Here is a 16,182-nt window from a genome sequence, read left to right on the forward strand (position 1 = left end):
CGTCACCAGGGCTCCTCCACCTTGATAAGATCCCGGCGCAGCGCCTCTTTACGCAGTCGCTGCTCCAGTAGCAACACCGGGGGAGAGGAGGGCAAGGGCATTGCCGTCGCCTGCTGAGCTGCCGATGGTTCGGGCTGCTTGCTGTTGCTGGTATCGGGAGCGGCCGCCGCTGTGCCCTGTAACAGAGAGAGGTTATAGAGCGCATCTTCATGGCCGGGTTCCAGTGCCAGGGCCGCCAGATAGGCCTCCTTGGCCGCGGCAAACTCCCCCAGTTGCAGCAGGGCATTGCCGCGGTTGTAGTGGGCGGTGGCACTCGCCGCTTCCAGATAGGCTGAGATGGCTTGCCGGTAGGCACCAGCTCGATACCAGGCGTTGCCGCGCCAGACTGGATCGTTGAAGGTGCGGGCTGCCCGCTGAAAATCCCCCTCTTGATAAGCCTGCATCGCTTGCAGGTCTCCCCTCTCTGCCGCTTGCAGGTCTTGTGGCGCAAGCAGCTGAGCACCCACCATCAGCGCCATCATCAACCGGGCGCCGACTCTGGCCAGCAAGGCCAGTGGTAACAAGGGGATCAGCAGCCAGGGGCCAAGATCCAGTGGTGCCGGGGTGAGGGCCGAGGTCGTGGTGGGGAGGGAAGCAAAGCGGGGTGTGTTGCTGCCAAGCCACTGCAGCTCACCGCCGAGGCGATTGGCCAGTGCGGCAATGGCCTGACTATCGGGGGCGGGCAACTGCGCGGGCATGCGGGCGGCAAACCCCAACTCATTGGCCGGAATGGCGGGCATGGGGGCCGGTTGACCACTGCTGGCAAGCAGAATATCGAGGCGTGCCGACTGGGTGTCGCGGCAAAGAAGGCGTTGCTGGCAGGGCCACAGGGCGGCGATTTGGGTCATCTGATTCCGGGTGAGGTCGTCGGTGATCAGCAGCAGACGCGCTTGTTCTCCAGGGGCCAGCTGCTTCATGGCAAGTTCCACCGCCCGTGCCGGGTTGCTGCCCTGCAGCGGCATGATATCGGGGCGCAAGTCGGGCAGCAGCAGCGAAAGGGCTTGATGATCCCGGGTGGGCGGCATGGCGAGGTAGGCATCGCCTGCGTAGAGGATCAGCGCGATGCGCTCGCCCTGAGCACGGCTCAGCAGTTGCTGCAACTGCCACCTGACCCGGGTCGCCCGATCCGGTTTGAGGTCGGTGGCGGTCATCGAGCGTGACAAGTCCAGCAGCCAGATATCGAGCGGCGCTGCAGGCTGCTGTTGCAGCTCGCCGCGCAGTGCCGGTCCGCTCAGAGCCAAAATGACGGGCAGTGTCGCCAACCAAAGCCAGGGGCGTTGAGGGGGGGATGCTGGCAGCAGATAAGCCTGCATCGCAGGTGCGAGCAGCGTGGGCTTGCGACGACGGCGCCACCCTTGCCAGAGCCAGGGGATGAGTGCGATCAGCCACAGGGGGCGGAGCAAGATCAACTCCATCTGCGCGCGCCTCGTGCCAGCCAGTTACGCACCATGCGAAACTCCAGTCTGCCGTGCCCTGATGGCAGAAGCAGCAAGCCACAAAGCAGTGCCAACGGCCAGGGGTAGAGCTCGATCACCGGCTGGTACTGGGCAATCGGCATGGGGGCAGGTTCAAGGGCATTGAGGGTCGCGTTGATGGCATCGAGATCGCTTTGGGTGCGTGCCCGAAAGTAACGCCCCTGGCCTGTCTGTGCCAGCTCTTTCAGGAGCGGCTCGTCCAGTTCGCTGCTGGGATCGGCCTGACCGCTGCCCGCCTCATCGTAGGATTGAATAAAGGTATCGGGATCGGCCCCGACCCCCAGCGTGTAGATCCGTATTCCCTGTGCCGCGGCGAGTTTGGCCTCCTGCAGCGGGTCGGCATTGCCTGCGGTATTGCGGCCATCAGTGACCAGCAGCAGGGCGGTGGGGTGACCCGGATCTCCATGCTGACGTGCCAGCTGGATGGCTTCGCCAAGGGCGGTGGTTCGGCCGACAAGATCAAAATCGAGCTCGTCGCTCAAGGTCAACAGCGCCGGGATCTCCTGAGTGAGGGGAGAGAGCAGGTAGGCGTGATCGGCAAAGACAATGAGGCCCACCCTGTCTCCGGCCCGTTTGGCGATCAGCGTCTTGATCTGCTGGCGCACCGCCGTTAGCCGTGCTTGCTGCTCGCCGTTATCGAGCATATCAGGGGTGCGCATGCTGTCTGACAGATCCACCGCCAGCAGCAGATCCCGACTCCCTTCATATTGAATAACCGGTTCTCCCCACCACTGGGGGCGGCAGAGGGCGAGGATAAGGGCGCACCAGAGCAGCATGGCGCGCCAGAGCGGTAATCCGGCCTGAGGACGCAGCAGCGCAAACCCGGGGTGAGCCAGATAGCCGCGGCGCAGGGGCGGCAAGCCGAAGCGCACCAGCAAGGGCAGTACCAGCGCCAGCGCAAACCAGGGCCAGGCCAGGATCATGAATGCCTCCGTGCGGTTTTACGCCCCGAGCGGGGAGAGCGTTGCAAGAAGAGGGTCTGACCCCAGCGGCGATAATGTTGCCGCAGTTGTTCGCTCTGCTCGCGAGTCGGGTTCTGGCTGCCATAGAGCCAACTGCTCCAGTGAGACGAAAACTGGCTAAAATTGCTGCCGCCGTGACGATCGACGAAGGCGAGCCACGCCTCTCCCTGCAATTGGCGCGCCTCGGGCCAGCGTTGCAGTGCTTCATGACGCAGGGCCTCCTGTATGCGTGCCACCAGCAGCGCCGGATCTCCCTCCAGCTGATGACACCAGCGGCGGTAACGTATCACTCTCCGGGCAATCAAGACGATCAGCAGCAGCAATAACGCTGTGATCAATAGCCACAGTAGCGCCTGCACTCTGGGATCAAGACTCTGTTCAATCAGATCAGGTCCCGGGTGGATGTCGCGCATCAGGGCGGCCAGCGGCGGAGTGATGGCGTCGGAGGCTGGACTGGCGCTGTCGAGTTCGGCGGGCGAGATCATCCCTGATGACATAGCCCCTCCTGCCACTGCTGTTGCAGCGTCTGGCTGTTATCGAGCAGATAGAGGCGCTGCACCAATGGCAACAGCAACTGCTTGCCGTGGGCCAGCTGCTGCTCGGCGGCATGCCGGTAGCGCTGGGAGAAACAGGCATGGCTCCCATCCAGCCAGCCCTGATAGTGCTGCCCTGGCCGATCGATAGCCACTGGCAGCTGGCCGTCAGGGGGAAGGGCTGCCTCGAGGGGGTCACGGATCTGCCAATAGTGAATATCGTGGCGGCGGGAGAGCAGTTGCAATTGCTGACAGAGCGCCGACTCGCAGGATCTGTGATCGGTGATGATCGTCAGCTTGGCACCGTGAGGCAGCTTCACGCCGGACAAGGTGTCGGCCAGCGAGTGAGAAAGCGCCCGGCGGGCCAGCCCTTGCTGATAGTGATGGCAGAGGGATTCGAGCAGGGGCAGCACGCTGCCGCGCTGGTTCTGGTGATGGGGGATAAGCCCGTGGCAGATTAGGGTGTTGTGCTGCTTCTCCCCTTGCCAGATCAAGGCTGCCGCCAGCTCGCAGGCGAGGCGCGCCTTGAGCTGCAGTGTGGAGCCGAAATACATGGCGGGAGAGAGATCGAGCAGCAGCCAGTGCGCCTGATCCAGCTCCTCGCTATAGAGGCGGGTATAGGGACGACCGAGGCGTGCGGTCACTCGCCAGTCGATATGGCGTACCTCGTCACCAGCCTGATAGGCGCGCAGCTCGCGAAAGGTGAGCCCGGGAGAGCGGCCCGGTCTGCCGCGTTCGCTGCTGCTTCTGCCCGCGTGAGGTGGCTTCCTGGCCTTGGCCCATAGCCGGATACTGAGCAGCCGTGGCAGCGACAGGACGATATCGGGATGCAGACCGGGATCTAGGGGCATGGCACCTGATCCAGCAGTTGGGCGATCAGGATATCGTTATCCAGATTGTCGGCCAGTGCCTGATAGCTGGGTATAAGGCGATGGCGCAGCACAGGATAGGCTTGCAGCTGGATATCTTCCGGCAGCACATAATCTCGTCCGGCAAGCCAGGCTCGGGCGCGGGCGGAGCGAGCCAGCCCCAGCGTAGCCCGAGGGCTGGCCCCCACGGCAATCAATGGCTCAAGGGCAGGGCAAAGACCACTGCCCGGGCGAGTGGCGCAGACCAGCTCCACCAGATAGTGCTCCAGTCTGCTTTGCATGGTCACCGCCAGCACTTCGCTGCGGGCATGCTGCAAGCTGGTCTGACTCAGTGTCACCGGCGCCGCGCCAAGCTGTTCGCCGCTGGCGTTGAGCTGCAAGATGGCGAGCTCCATCGTGGGGCTCGGGTAATCCACCATCAGCTTGAGCAGAAATCGGTCGAGCTGCGCCTCCGGCAGGGGATAGGTTCCCTCCTGCTCGATGGGGTTCTGGGTGGCGGCGACCATAAAGAGAGGCGGCAGTCGCCAGCTCTTTTTGCCTACGGTGATCTGGTGTTCAGCCATGGCTTCCAGCAGCGCTGATTGTACCTTGGCTGGCGCCCGGTTGATCTCGTCTGCCAGCACCAGATGATTGAAGAGGGGGCCTGGCTGGAATACAAAACTGGCATCCTGCGGGTGAAACACCTCGCTGCCGGTGAGATCGGCGGGAAGCAGGTCGGGGGTGAACTGGATACGGGCAAAGCGCCCCTCGACAGCGCCAGCGAGCGCCTTGACGGCGCGGGTTTTGGCCAGCCCGGGAGCCCCTTCGATTAACACATGTCCTTCACATAACAGGGCAATCAGGAGCCCTTCTATTAGCTCCTCCTGCCCCAGGATCTGACTGCCAAGATAGTCCCTAAGTGCTCTGAACTCGGCCGCTGCCATGCGATAAACCCGTTGTTTTTATGGAAGTTGATCTTTTTATACTCCAGTTGCTCCCCAAGGGCGAGCAAAGGGGCCTTGCCGTGCTTAATTTAGTTTCAATCAGCTGTATGAAACTTGTGATTGGATTGTTAAGATGTGGCGCAATGAGGTCAGACCTCTGCCTTTTAAACCAAGGAGCCAGGATGAAACAGCCATTGAAACTGACGACTCGCCAGGGCGAACGGATTGCCGTCGTGGCGGGGCTGCGTACCCCCTTTGCCAAGCAGGCCACCGCCTTTCATGGCGTGCCTGCAGTCGATCTCGGCAAACTGGTGGTGAGCGAAATGCTCGCCCGTACCGATCTCGATCCCAAGCTTATCGACCAGCTGGTGTTTGGTCAGGTGGTTCAGATGCCGGAAGCCCCCAACATTGCCCGTGAAATCGTGCTTGGCACCGGCATGAGCGTCAATACCGATGCCTATAGCGTCTCCCGCGCTTGCGCCACCAGTTTTCAGGCGGTGGCCAACGTCACCGAATCCATCATGGCCGGTACCGTAGACATCGCCATCGCCGGCGGTGCTGACTCCTCCTCCGTGTTGCCTATCGGGGTGAGCAAGAAGCTGGCCCGCGCCCTGGTGGATCTCAACAAGGCGCGTAATCTGCAGCAGCGCTTCAATATTCTGCGGACATTGAGGATCAAGGATCTGCTGCCGGTGCCGCCCGCTGTGGCGGAATATTCCACCGGCCTCTCCATGGGGCAGACCGCCGAGCAGATGGCCAAGAGCCACCAGATCAGCCGCGAAGCGCAAGATGCGCTGGCGCACCGCTCCCATACCCTGGCCGCGCAGGCCTGGGCTGATGGCAAGCTCAGCGGTGAGGTGTTTACCGCTCATGTACCGCCTTACAAATCACCGCTGGAGCGGGACAACAATATCCGTGAAAGCTCGGATCTCGCGAGCTACGCCAAGCTCAAGCCGGTGTTTGACCGGGTCCATGGCACAGTGACGGCGGCCAACGCCACGCCGCTGACCGATGGCGCCGCTGCCGTGTTGCTGATGCGCGAAGGTCGGGCGAAAGAGCTGGGACTCGAACCGTTGGGTTATATCCGCAGCTTCGCCTTCTCGGCCATCGATGTCTGGCAAGACATGCTGATGGGCCCCTCCTATGCCACGCCGCTGGCGCTGGACAGAGCCGGCATCACGCTCGGTGATCTCACCCTGATCGACATGCACGAAGCCTTTGCCGCCCAGACGCTGGCCAACCTCAAGATGTTTGCCAGTGCCGATTTTGCCCGCGACAAGCTGGGCCGCGATCAGGCCATCGGCGAGGTGGACATGGAGAAGTTCAACGTCCTCGGCGGTTCGCTGGCCTATGGCCACCCCTTTGCCGCGACTGGTGCGCGGATGATCACCCAGACCCTGCACGAGCTGCGTCGTCGCGGTGGGGGACTGGGGCTCAACACCGCCTGTGCGGCGGGTGGATTGGGCGTGGCTATGGTGTTGGAGGTTGAATGATGAGCGCTAAGACTTTTTCCCTGGATGTTCGCAAAGATGGCATCGGCATCCTCACCATGGATGTGCCGGGCGAGAGCATGAATACCCTGAAGGCCGCCTTTGTGGAGGAGATCCGCACCGTGCTGGCCGAAGTGAAACGCAACAAAGATTTGATCGGTCTGGTGATCACCTCCGGCAAGAAGGACTCCTTCATCGCTGGTGCTGATATCACTATGCTGGCCGCCTGCACCAGTGCCAAGGATGCCGAGACCCTGTCACGAGAAGGACAGGAGATCTTTGCCGAGATCGAGGGGCTGACCATTCCGGTGATCGCCGCCATTCACGGCCCCTGCCTCGGAGGCGGGCTGGAGCTGGCGCTGGCCTGTCATGGTCGGGTGGTGACCGATCATGGCAAATCTGTGCTGGGATTGCCGGAAGTTCAGCTCGGCCTGCTGCCGGGCTCTGGCGGTACCCAGCGTCTGCCGCGCCTTATCGGGGTGGCCAAGGCGCTGGATCTGATGCTGACCGGCAAGCAGGTCCGGGCCAAACAAGCCAAAAAACTGGGGCTGGTGGACGATGTGGTGCCGCCGTCAATCTTGCTGGATGCTGCCATCAAGCTGGCCAAGAAGGGCAAACCGCGCCATCAGTTGAAACGGGATCTGCAGGGCAAGGTGCTGGAGACCAACAAGCTGGGCCGCAAGGTGTTGTTCGATCAGGCCAGCAAGGGGGTGAAAGCCAAGACCCGCGGCAACTATCCGGCGCCGGAGCGGATCCTGGACGTTGTGCGCATCGGCGTGGAGGAGGGGATGAAGGCCGGCCTGGCTGCCGAATCCCGTCACTTTGGCGAGCTGGTGATGACTGCTGAGTCTGCCGCCCTGCGTTCCATCTTCTTTGCCACCACCGAGATGAAGAAAGAGGTCACCTATCAGGGGGCCGAGCCGCGCAAGGTGGGCCACGCGGCCGTGCTGGGCGGTGGTCTGATGGGGGGCGGCATTGCGTTCGTCACCGCCACCAAGGCGGGCGTACCGGTACGGATCAAGGATGTGGCAAGTAGTGGCATCGGTAATGCCATGCGCTACAGCTACGACATTCTGGCCAAGAAGCTCAAGCGTCGTCACATTCTGCGCAGCGAACTGGAAAAACAGATGAGCTTGCTGACCGGCACCCTCGACTACTCCGGTTTCCACCGGGTCGACATGGTGGTGGAGGCGGTGTTTGAAGATCTCGCGCTCAAACACCAGATGGTGAAGGACGTGGAGCGTGAGTGCGGTGAGCACACAGTGTTTGCATCCAACACCTCCTCCCTGCCCATCAACCAGATTGCGGCAGAGGCGGCGCACCCGGAGCGAGTCGTGGGGCTGCACTACTTCAGCCCGGTGGACAAGATGCCGCTGGCGGAGATCATCCCCCACGCTGGCACCAGTGCCGAGACGGTCGCCACCACTCTGGCCTTTGCCCGTGCTCAGGGTAAAACGCCTATCGTGGTGAAGGACGAAGCCGGTTTCTACGTCAACCGCATCCTGGCGCCCTACATGAATGAGGCGGCAAGACTGGTGCTGGAAGGGGAGCCGGTGGAGGTGCTGGACAGCGCGCTGCTGGACTTTGGTTTCCCGGTTGGCCCCGTCACCTTGCTGGACGAGGTGGGGATCGATGTGGGCGCCAAGATCTCCCCCATTCTCGAGAAAGAGCTGGGCGGCGAGCAGTTCCAGGCGCCCAAGGCGTTCGACAAGCTGCTGCAAAATGATCGCAAGGGACGCAAGAACGGCAAGGGCTTCTATCTCTATGGCAAGGCGGCACCGCGCAACAAGCTGACAGGCAAAGAGGGCAAGAAGACGGTGGACGAGAGCGTCTATGGCGTGCTCGGCATCAAGCCGTCTGCCAAGCTGGCTCGCCAGGAAATCGCCGAGCGCTGCGTGTTGCTGATGCTCAACGAAGCGGCCATGGCGTTGGATAGCGGTGTGGTGGCTTCGGCCCGTGATGGCGATATCGGCGCCATCTTCGGCATCGGTTTCCCGCCTTTCCTTGGCGGCCCGTTCCGTTATATGGACACGCTCGGGATCGATCATCTGGTTGGCCGTCTGGAGTATTACCAGAAGCGCCACGGCGACCGGTTCGCCCCCTGTGCCCGTCTCAAGGCGATGGCCGCAGAGCAGCAGACCTTCTACTGATAATCGCTGCAGAGTGACCGCAAGACAACGAGGCCCGCACCCATGCGGGCCTCTTTCTATGTTGTGGTTTGTTCGGGTTATTCAGGTAGTGCTGCGATGATGCAGGCAGAGGCGAAGGCCGAAAAAATGGCCCACCGAAGTGGGCAATTTGCGAGGTAGCATGGTTCAGATACCCGGCTTACGCTCCGGGCAGCGGCCGATAATATCGGGTGGCAGTTCACCGTTGTCCTGCTCCAGCACCACGTCGAATCCCCACAGTTGATGGAGGTGCTTGAGCACCTCATGGCGAGAGTCGCCAAGGGGGATGCGGTTGTGGGGCACATAGCGCAGGGTGAGGGAGCGATCCCCCTTCACGGCGACGTTGTACACCTGAATATTGGGTTCCAGATTGCTGAGGTTGTACTGGGCCGACAGAGTATTGCGCACCTGACGGTACCCCTCGTCATTGTGGATGGCGGAGACCTTCAGATAGTTCTTCAGATCGTCGTCATCAATAGCGAACAGCTTCATATCCCGCATCACTTTCGGGCTTAAGAACTGGCTGATAAAGCTCTCGTCCTTGAAGTTCTGCATGGCAAAGTGGAGGGTGTCGACCCAGTTGCTGCCGGCATAGTCGGGGAACCAGTATCTATCTTCCTCGGTCGGGTTCTCGCAGATGCGGCGCAGGTCGGTAAACATGGCAAACCCCAGCGCATAAGGGTTGATCCCCGAGTAGTAGCGGCTGTTGTAAGCAGGTTGATAAACCACGTTGGTGTGGCTATGCAGCACCTCCATCATGAAGCGATCGCTCAGCTTGCCCTCGTCATAGAGGTGATTGAGGATGGTGTAGTGCCAGAAGGTGGCCCACCCCTCATTCATCACCTGAGTCTGCTTTTGCGGATAGAAATACTGGCTTATCTTGCGCACGATGCGCACCACTTCCCGCTGCCAGGGCTCCAGCAAGGGGGCATTCTTCTCGATAAAGTAGAGAATGTTCTCCTGGGGTTCGGCGGGGTAGCGCCTGTCCTCCACACCAGCGGCTTTATGCTGCTTGGGCAGGGTTCGCCACAGCTCGTTGACCTGAGTCTGCAGATAATCTTCCCGCGCCTTCTGACGCCGCTTCTCCTCAGCCATCGAGATCTTCTGTGGACGCTTGTAGCGATCCACCCCGAAGTTCATCAGGGCATGGCAGGAGTCGAGCAGCTGTTCCACCGCCTCGATGCCATGCTTCTCTTCGCACTGGGTGATGTAGTTCTTGGCGAACAGCAGGTAGTCGATGATGGAGGAGGCATCGGTCCAGGCCTTGAACAGGTAGTTGTTCTTGAAGAAGGAGTTGTGGCCGTAGCAGGCGTGTGCCATCACCAGCGCCTGCATCGGCATGGTGTTCTCCTCCATCAGGTAGGCGATGCAGGGATCGGAGTTGATGACGATCTCGTAGGCCAGCCCCATCTGGCCGCGCTTGTAGTTTCGCTCGGTATGGATAAAGCGCTTGCCGAACGACCAGTGCTGATAGCCGATGGGCATGCCGACGCTGGAGTAGGCATCCATCATCTGCTCGGCGGTGATCACCTCGATCTGGTTGGGGTAGGTATCCAGCTTGTAGAAACGGGCGACCCGGGCGATCTCCTGGTGATAGGTCTCCAGCAGATCGAAGTTCCAGTCTGGTCCGTCATCCAGTGGCGCTACACGTTTTTCTGTTTCGATCATGTGACCTCCTCACGCCGCTTGTTTCTTGAACAGCTCGCGGAACACCGGATAGATATCCTCGACCTTGCGAATGTGCTCCATCGCAAAGTGGGGGAACTGGCTGGCTACCGACTCATATTCGTGCCACAGGGTCTGGTGGGCACGGGTGGTGATCTCGATGTAGGAGTAGTACCTCACCCTTGGCATGATGTCCCGCGCCAGGATCTCCCTGCACTGCGGTGAGTCATCAGCCCAGTTGTCACCATCCGACGCCTGCGCCGCATAGATGTTCCACTGGTTGGCGGGGTAACGCTCGTTGATGATGTCATTCATCATCTTGAGCGCACTGGAGACAATAGTGCCGCCGGTCTCCTGGGAGTAGAAGAACTCGTGCTCGTCCACCTCCTTGGCCTGGGTATGGTGGCGGATATAGACCACCTCGACATTCTTATAGGTCCGGCTCAGGAACAGATAGAGCAGGATATAGAAACGCTTGGCCATCTCCTTGGTGGCCTGATCCATGGAGCCCGATACGTCCATCAGACAGAACATCACCGCCTGACTGGAAGGGACGGGCCGTTTGACGAAGTTGTTGAATTTGAGGTCGAAGGTGTCAATAAACGGCACCGCGTCTATCCGTCGTTTCAGCTCCCTGATCTCCTTCTCGAGCAGGGCTATTTCGGCAAAGTGCTCGTTGGGATCGGTGGCCAGCAGAGCCAGCCGCTCTTCCAGTTGGTGCAGTTGGCGTTTCTTGCCCGCTTGCAGCGCCATGCGCCGCGCCAGCGAATTTTGCAGGGAACGCACCACGTTGATGTTGGCGGGCACCCCGTTTGAGGTGTAGCCCGCCCGATAGGTTTTGACCTCCATCAGCTGATTGAGCTGGGTTTTCTGCAGCCTGGGTAGCTCCAGATCTTCAAACAGCAGATCGAGATACTCATCCTTGGAGATCTGGAACACGAAATCATCGGCCCCTTCACCCTGATTGGATGCCTGTCCCTCGCCGGAACCCTGTCCACCGCCCCCTCCTTTGGGGCGGTCAATCTTGTCGCCGGAGACGAACTGATCATTGCCGGGATGCACCATCTCCCGTTTACCGCCGTGCCCCTGATGAAAATGGGGCTCGCCGATATCCTTGGTCGGGATGCTGATGCTCTCACCCTTGTCTACGTCCTGAATGCTGCGCTTGGAGACAGCATCCGAGACCGCTTGTTTTATCTGCTTCTTGTAGCGGCGGATGAAGCGCTGCCGATTGACAGCGCTTTTGTTTTTGCCGTTGAGCCTGCGGTCGATAAAATGCGCCATAACTCCCCCTTGAACAGTCAGGGTCAGGATGACTTGCGTACCCTGAGATACCATTCGGAGAGCAGTCGCACCTGTTTACGGGTGTAGCCTTTCTCCATCATCCGTTCGACAAAGTTATCGTGCTTCTTCTGCTCCTCGGCCGAGGTTTTGCTGTTGAAGGAGATAACCGGCAGCAGCTCTTCCGTGTTGGAGAACATCTTCTTCTCGATCACGGTGCGCAGCTTCTCGTAACTGGTCCAGTTGGGGTTACGGCCTGCATTGTTGGCCCGGGCACGCAGCACGAAGTTGACGATTTCGTTGCGGAAATCTTTCGGGTTGCTGATCCCGGCGGGTTTTTCAATCTTCTCCAGCTCGCTGTTGAGAGACGCTCTGTCAAACAGCTGGCCGGTTTCGGGGTCACGGTACTCCTGATCCTGGATCCAGAAGTCGGCGTAGGTGACGTAGCGATCGAAGATATTCTGGCCGTACTCGGAGTAGGACTCGAGATAGGCAGTCTGGATCTCCTTGCCGATGAACTCCACATAGCGTGGGGTCAGATAGCCCTTGATGAACTCAAGGTAGCGATCGTGCAGCTCTTGCGGGAACTGCTCGCGCTCGATCTGTTGCTCCAGCACATAGAAGAGGTGCACCGGGTTGGCGGCCACTTCCGCGTGGTCGAAGTTGAAGACGCGGGAGAGGATCTTGAACGCAAAACGGGTAGAGAGACCATTCATCCCCTCGTCCACACCGGCGTAGTCGCGATACTCCTGATAGCTCTTCGCCTTGGGATCGGTGTCTTTCAGGCTTTCGCCATCATAGACCCGCATCTTGGAGTATATGCTGGAGTTCTCCGGCTCTTTCAGCCGTGACAGCACCGAGAACTGGCCCAGCAGCTCTAGGGTACCCGGGGCGCACTTGGCTTCGGTCAATTCGCTGTTGATCAGCAGTTTTTCGTAGATCTTCACCTCTTCCGAGACGCGCAGGCAGTAAGGCACTTTGACGATGTAGACCCGGTCGAGGAAGGCCTCGTTGTTCTTGTTGTTTCGGAACTGCTGCCACTCGGATTCGTTGGAGTGGGCCAGCAGAATGCCGTCAAAGGGGAGGGCGGAGAGCCCCTCGGTGCCGTTGTAGTTACCCTCCTGGGTTGCTGTCAGCAGCGGGTGCAGCACCTTGATGGGGGCCTTGAACATCTCCACAAACTCCATAACCCCCTGGTTCGCTTTACACAGCGCACCTGAGTAGGAGTAGGCATCGGCGTCATCCTGGGCGAAGTGCTCCAGCATGCGAATGTCGACCTTGCCGACCAGTGAGGAGATGTCCTGGTTGTTGTCATCACCGGGTTCAGTCTTGGCGATGGCGATTTGATCGAGGATGGAGGGGTTGACCTTCTCCACCTTGAACTTGGTGATGTCGCCACCAAACTCGTGCAGACGCTTGGCCACCCAGGGGGACATGATGGGGCGCAGATAGCGGCGCGGAATGCCGTACTCTTTTTCCAGAATTTCGCCATCCTCTTCGATGTCAAACAGACAGAAGGGGTGATCGTTGACCGGTGAGCCCTTGATGCGATAGATGGGCACCTTCTGCATCAGGGATTTGAGTTTTTCTGCCAGCGAGGATTTACCGCCGCCAACGGGGCCCAGCAGATAGAGGATTTGTTTCTTCTCCTCTAGCCCCTGGGCGGAGTGTTTGAGGTAGGAGACGATCTGTTCGATAGCCTCTTCCATCCCGTAGAAATCCTTGAATGCCGGATAGCGTGCCACGACGCGGTTGGAGAAAAGCCGGCTCAGTCTGGGGTTGGCTGAGGTGTCTACCATCTCCGGCTCACCGATGGCGGTCAGCAGACGTTCGGCTGCGGAGGCGTAGCAGGCTTTGTCCTGCTTACACATATCCAGGAACTCCTGGATGGTATATTCCTCTTCTCTCGCTTTTTCATATCGCTGTTGGTAATGCTCGAATATGCCCATAACTTTGCCCTCGTTATAGTCGCTTACCCTGAAAAAAGTAGATGACTGCTTTTGTGTTGTGCGCTTTTAAAGCCTAGTCAACAGACTCCAGTAATCCATCACGGTTGATAGGTTAAATTCTGAAGAAACCTGCCCGATCCTTGTGCGGGGAGGGTCAGTCAACAACACCGCTATGTTACTGACTGTTAAATTATTTTTGCCACGATAGCGAGGTAAATGTCAAAGACATAAAAAATAAATGTTTATGGGAAACAGGGAACTTATTGCGAAAAGATTAAGGGGTTTGACGAAAGGCAATGGGGCTGCGGGTTGGCGGGGTTATGGATGAGAATGTCATTACGTGAACGTCAACGTAAATCACTTTGTTTGGAGTTTTGGCTCTAATTTTTACATTGACGCTACATTTTGAGTGCCCTAGATTGGCGATGTGTGAGCAGCAAGATGCTTTAGCAAGAGAGTTGACTGTTGCCTCACCAAGCTCTGTTTAAGCACGTTTCCGTTGGCTTGACCCTCGCAACCGCGAGGGTCTTCTTTTTCTGCGTCTGTAAACGCTTGTTACTGCTGGTGGCTATTGACGCAGCCAGCACTCACCTAGCAAGGGTAGGCTTGTTGCACGGCCGCCAGGACGCGGGCAAACGGGTGGGCGGCCAACTGGCCTGCGCCCGCCAGCGATTTGGCCTTGACCCGGCTGGTCAGCGGTGTGGCGATACCGCACAGGAAACGGGCCAGAACACGCGCATCCACGGAACCGGTCTTGGCAATCAGCGGATCGCACCAGGCGCGGATCCCCGCCTCGTTTGGCATGGTCAGTGAGGGCAGGGGCGGGAGATGCGCCACCTCGCCGCGACAAACCGAACAGTGGCCACAATGAACCGGCGCCACCTCATCGGCAAAATAGCGGGCGAGGCGGTGGCTCAGGCACTCATCCGAGGTGAAAAAGTCGAGCATGGCTTGCAGTCTGGCCAACTCACTCTGCTCTTTTTGCAAGAAGAGCGCATGGAGCGCGTTAGCCTCCTGCTCGTTGTCCCACCCCTGACGGGTGATCCGGTAGACCTCGGTCATCTGTTTGCTTTCAAGCTCGATCCAGCCTTGCTGCTGCAGGTAGTCGAGCGCCGCAACCGCCCGCTGTCGCTCCCCCTGATAGCCCTGCCAGAGGGCGTCAAAGTCCATGGTGCACCAGCTGCGGGCTTGCGGGGCGCAGGCGAACAGTTGCTCCAGAAACTGGCGACGATCCGGATTGAAGCGGCTCACTATCTCGCCTTTATCCAGCACAAACTTGAAGCGGTAGTCGGCGTAGTAGCTGTAGGCCGGTGTGATGATGCCTGCCATCTCCAGATAGACCAGCAGGGTTTTAAGGGGCAACTGGCGGATATTGGTGTCGTTGGAGAGACGCAGCAGGGTGAATTCCCACTCGCTCCCGCTCTGCTTGATGATGGCAAGGAGCTGGAGGATGGCACTCAAATCCGGCGTATCGCCGTAGACGAAGTTCTCCAGCACCGGCAGCTGGCTCTGGTTGGCCAGCACGATACAGCGCGATGGTTGGCCATCCCTTCCGGCGCGGCCAATCTCCTGGCTGTAGTTTTCGATGGATTTGGGCAGATCGTAGTGAATGACCCGCCGGATATCCGCTTTGTCGATCCCCATCCCAAAGGCGATGGTGGCGACGATGCAATCCACCTTGCCCGCCATGAAGTCGTGCTGGATCTGACTGCGCAGCACCGAGTCGAGTCCGGCATGATAGGCGCGGGCGTTGATCCCTTCTCTAATGAGTTGCTCGGCACAGGCTTCTGCGGTGTGTTGCAAAGTGACGTAGACGATGGTGGGGGCCGCCGGATCGTTGGCCAACTCCTGCGCGAGCCAGCTATCCCGCGCGTCGGGCGACAGGGGAATGACCGCCAGATCAAGATTGGGGCGGTAGAAACCGGTGACCACGACCCCCTCCGGCGCGATGCCGAATTTGGTCTGCATATCCTGAATCACCGCCGGTGTGGCGGTGGCGGTGAGCAGCAATACCTGCGGGATCTTCAGATCATGGCAATAGCTCGGCAGCTTGAGGTAGTCGGGGCGAAAGTTGTGGCCCCACTCCGAGATACAGTGCGCCTCATCGACGACCAGCAGCGAGAGCGGCACTTGCTGGATAAAGCGGCGAAAGCGCTCGTTCTTGAGTCGCTCCACCGAGATCATCAGGATCTTGAGCTGGCCATCCAGCGCCTGCTGCATCACTCGTCGGCTCTCCTCCGGGCTCTGGCTTGAGTCGAGGGTAGCGGCGCTTATTCCCTTGCTTTTAAGGAAGGCGAGCTGATCGTGCATCAGCGCCAGTAGCGGCGAGATAACTAGGGTCAGGTGAGGCAGGGCGAGGGCCGGCAGTTGATAACAGAGGGACTTGCCGGAGCCGGTGGGAAAGATGGCGGCGGCACTCTGACCTGCCAGCACCCGGCTGATCACCGCTTCCTGACCTGGCCTGAGTGCGGAGAAACCAAAATATTGGTTGAGCAGGGATGGGATCATGGCAAGGCTCCGCGGCAAATGGGGGATGATAGCACAGCGATGCCGGTCACGGGTGACACAGGAATGGTCGTGAGGGTAAGGGCAGAGAGTGTCGATAAAACGTACAAAAATGGGTGGTTGCGCTGTGGTTAAGGTTTTGTTGCGGTTTTTTGTGATGGAAACGGGATATTTTTTGGTGAGTCTCTGGAAAAAAAAGATGGCGAATGGGATATTCCGTCATGCAATCCGGTGACTGGCGGATCGGCCCGGCAGAAGGCTGGCCACAGACACCACATTCGGGCGACAGGGGTCTCCCGATGAGTGGTTGCAGACAGGACTCA

The 16,182-nt window shown here is 59.5% G+C and carries 11 protein-coding genes; 2 read left to right on the forward strand and 9 right to left on the reverse strand.

Translation table 11 applies throughout. The features are described 5' to 3' along the window. Nucleotides 1-2: 2 nt before the first annotated feature. The 5 genes from G5533_RS02540 to G5533_RS02560 are packed head-to-tail and all read right to left on the reverse strand — an operon-like array spanning nt 3 to nt 4,801. Nucleotides 3-1,454 (reverse strand): VWA domain-containing protein, encoded by a 1,452-nt coding sequence (locus G5533_RS02540; RefSeq protein WP_441254405.1) that lies wholly within the window; start codon nt 1,452-1,454, stop codon nt 3-5. Further along, complete coding sequence (locus G5533_RS02545; protein WP_441254406.1) at nt 1,445-2,437, reverse strand: VWA domain-containing protein; 993 nt, start codon at nt 2,435-2,437, stop codon at nt 1,445-1,447. The genes G5533_RS02540 and G5533_RS02545 overlap by 10 nt, the downstream gene beginning before the upstream one ends. Then, nucleotides 2,434-2,973, reverse strand: a complete 540-nt coding sequence (locus G5533_RS02550; RefSeq protein WP_227342814.1) for a DUF4381 domain-containing protein — start codon at nt 2,971-2,973, stop codon at nt 2,434-2,436. The genes G5533_RS02545 and G5533_RS02550 overlap by 4 nt, the downstream gene beginning before the upstream one ends. After that, nucleotides 2,958-3,860 (reverse strand): DUF58 domain-containing protein, encoded by a 903-nt coding sequence (locus G5533_RS02555; protein ID WP_421208476.1) that lies wholly within the window; start codon nt 3,858-3,860, stop codon nt 2,958-2,960. Before G5533_RS02555 ends, G5533_RS02550 begins: the two co-directional genes overlap by 16 nt. Next, nucleotides 3,851-4,801, reverse strand: a complete 951-nt coding sequence (locus G5533_RS02560; protein ID WP_201902410.1) for an AAA family ATPase — start codon at nt 4,799-4,801, stop codon at nt 3,851-3,853. Before G5533_RS02560 ends, G5533_RS02555 begins: the two co-directional genes overlap by 10 nt. A 182-nt stretch (nt 4,802-4,983) precedes the next feature. Between G5533_RS02560 and fadI the strand changes: the two genes are divergently transcribed. After that, nucleotides 4,984-6,294, forward strand: a complete 1,311-nt coding sequence (fadI, locus tag G5533_RS02565) for an acetyl-CoA C-acyltransferase FadI (RefSeq protein WP_335854363.1) — start codon at nt 4,984-4,986, stop codon at nt 6,292-6,294. After that, nucleotides 6,294-8,441, forward strand: coding sequence for a fatty acid oxidation complex subunit alpha FadJ (gene fadJ / locus G5533_RS02570; protein ID WP_441254437.1), 2,148 nt, complete (start codon nt 6,294-6,296; stop codon nt 8,439-8,441). The genes fadI and fadJ overlap by 1 nt, the downstream gene beginning before the upstream one ends. Before the next feature lie 165 nt (nt 8,442-8,606). On the opposite strand, the gene G5533_RS02575 is transcribed toward fadJ, so the two are convergent. The 4 genes from G5533_RS02575 to G5533_RS02590 form a co-directional block, all read right to left on the reverse strand. After that, nucleotides 8,607-10,127, reverse strand: coding sequence for a SpoVR family protein (locus tag G5533_RS02575; protein WP_040065652.1), 1,521 nt, complete (start codon nt 10,125-10,127; stop codon nt 8,607-8,609). A gap of 9 nt (nt 10,128-10,136) precedes the next feature. Next, nucleotides 10,137-11,408, reverse strand: coding sequence for a YeaH/YhbH family protein (locus G5533_RS02580; RefSeq protein WP_421249828.1), 1,272 nt, complete (start codon nt 11,406-11,408; stop codon nt 10,137-10,139). A 23-nt stretch (nt 11,409-11,431) separates the two neighbouring features. Continuing rightward, nucleotides 11,432-13,354, reverse strand: coding sequence for a PrkA family serine protein kinase (locus G5533_RS02585; protein WP_005333223.1), 1,923 nt, complete (start codon nt 13,352-13,354; stop codon nt 11,432-11,434). A 591-nt stretch (nt 13,355-13,945) separates the two neighbouring features. Next, nucleotides 13,946-15,862 carry a RecQ family ATP-dependent DNA helicase gene (locus tag G5533_RS02590; RefSeq protein ID WP_421310131.1) on the reverse strand — a complete coding sequence of 639 codons (1,917 nt, stop codon included), beginning with the start codon at nt 15,860-15,862 and terminating at the stop codon, nt 13,946-13,948. Nucleotides 15,863-16,182: the final 320 nt, after the last annotated feature.

The organism is Aeromonas sp. A600620, from assembly GCF_029479985.1.
GTDB classification, from domain to species: domain Bacteria; phylum Pseudomonadota; class Gammaproteobacteria; order Enterobacterales; family Aeromonadaceae; genus Aeromonas; species Aeromonas veronii_A.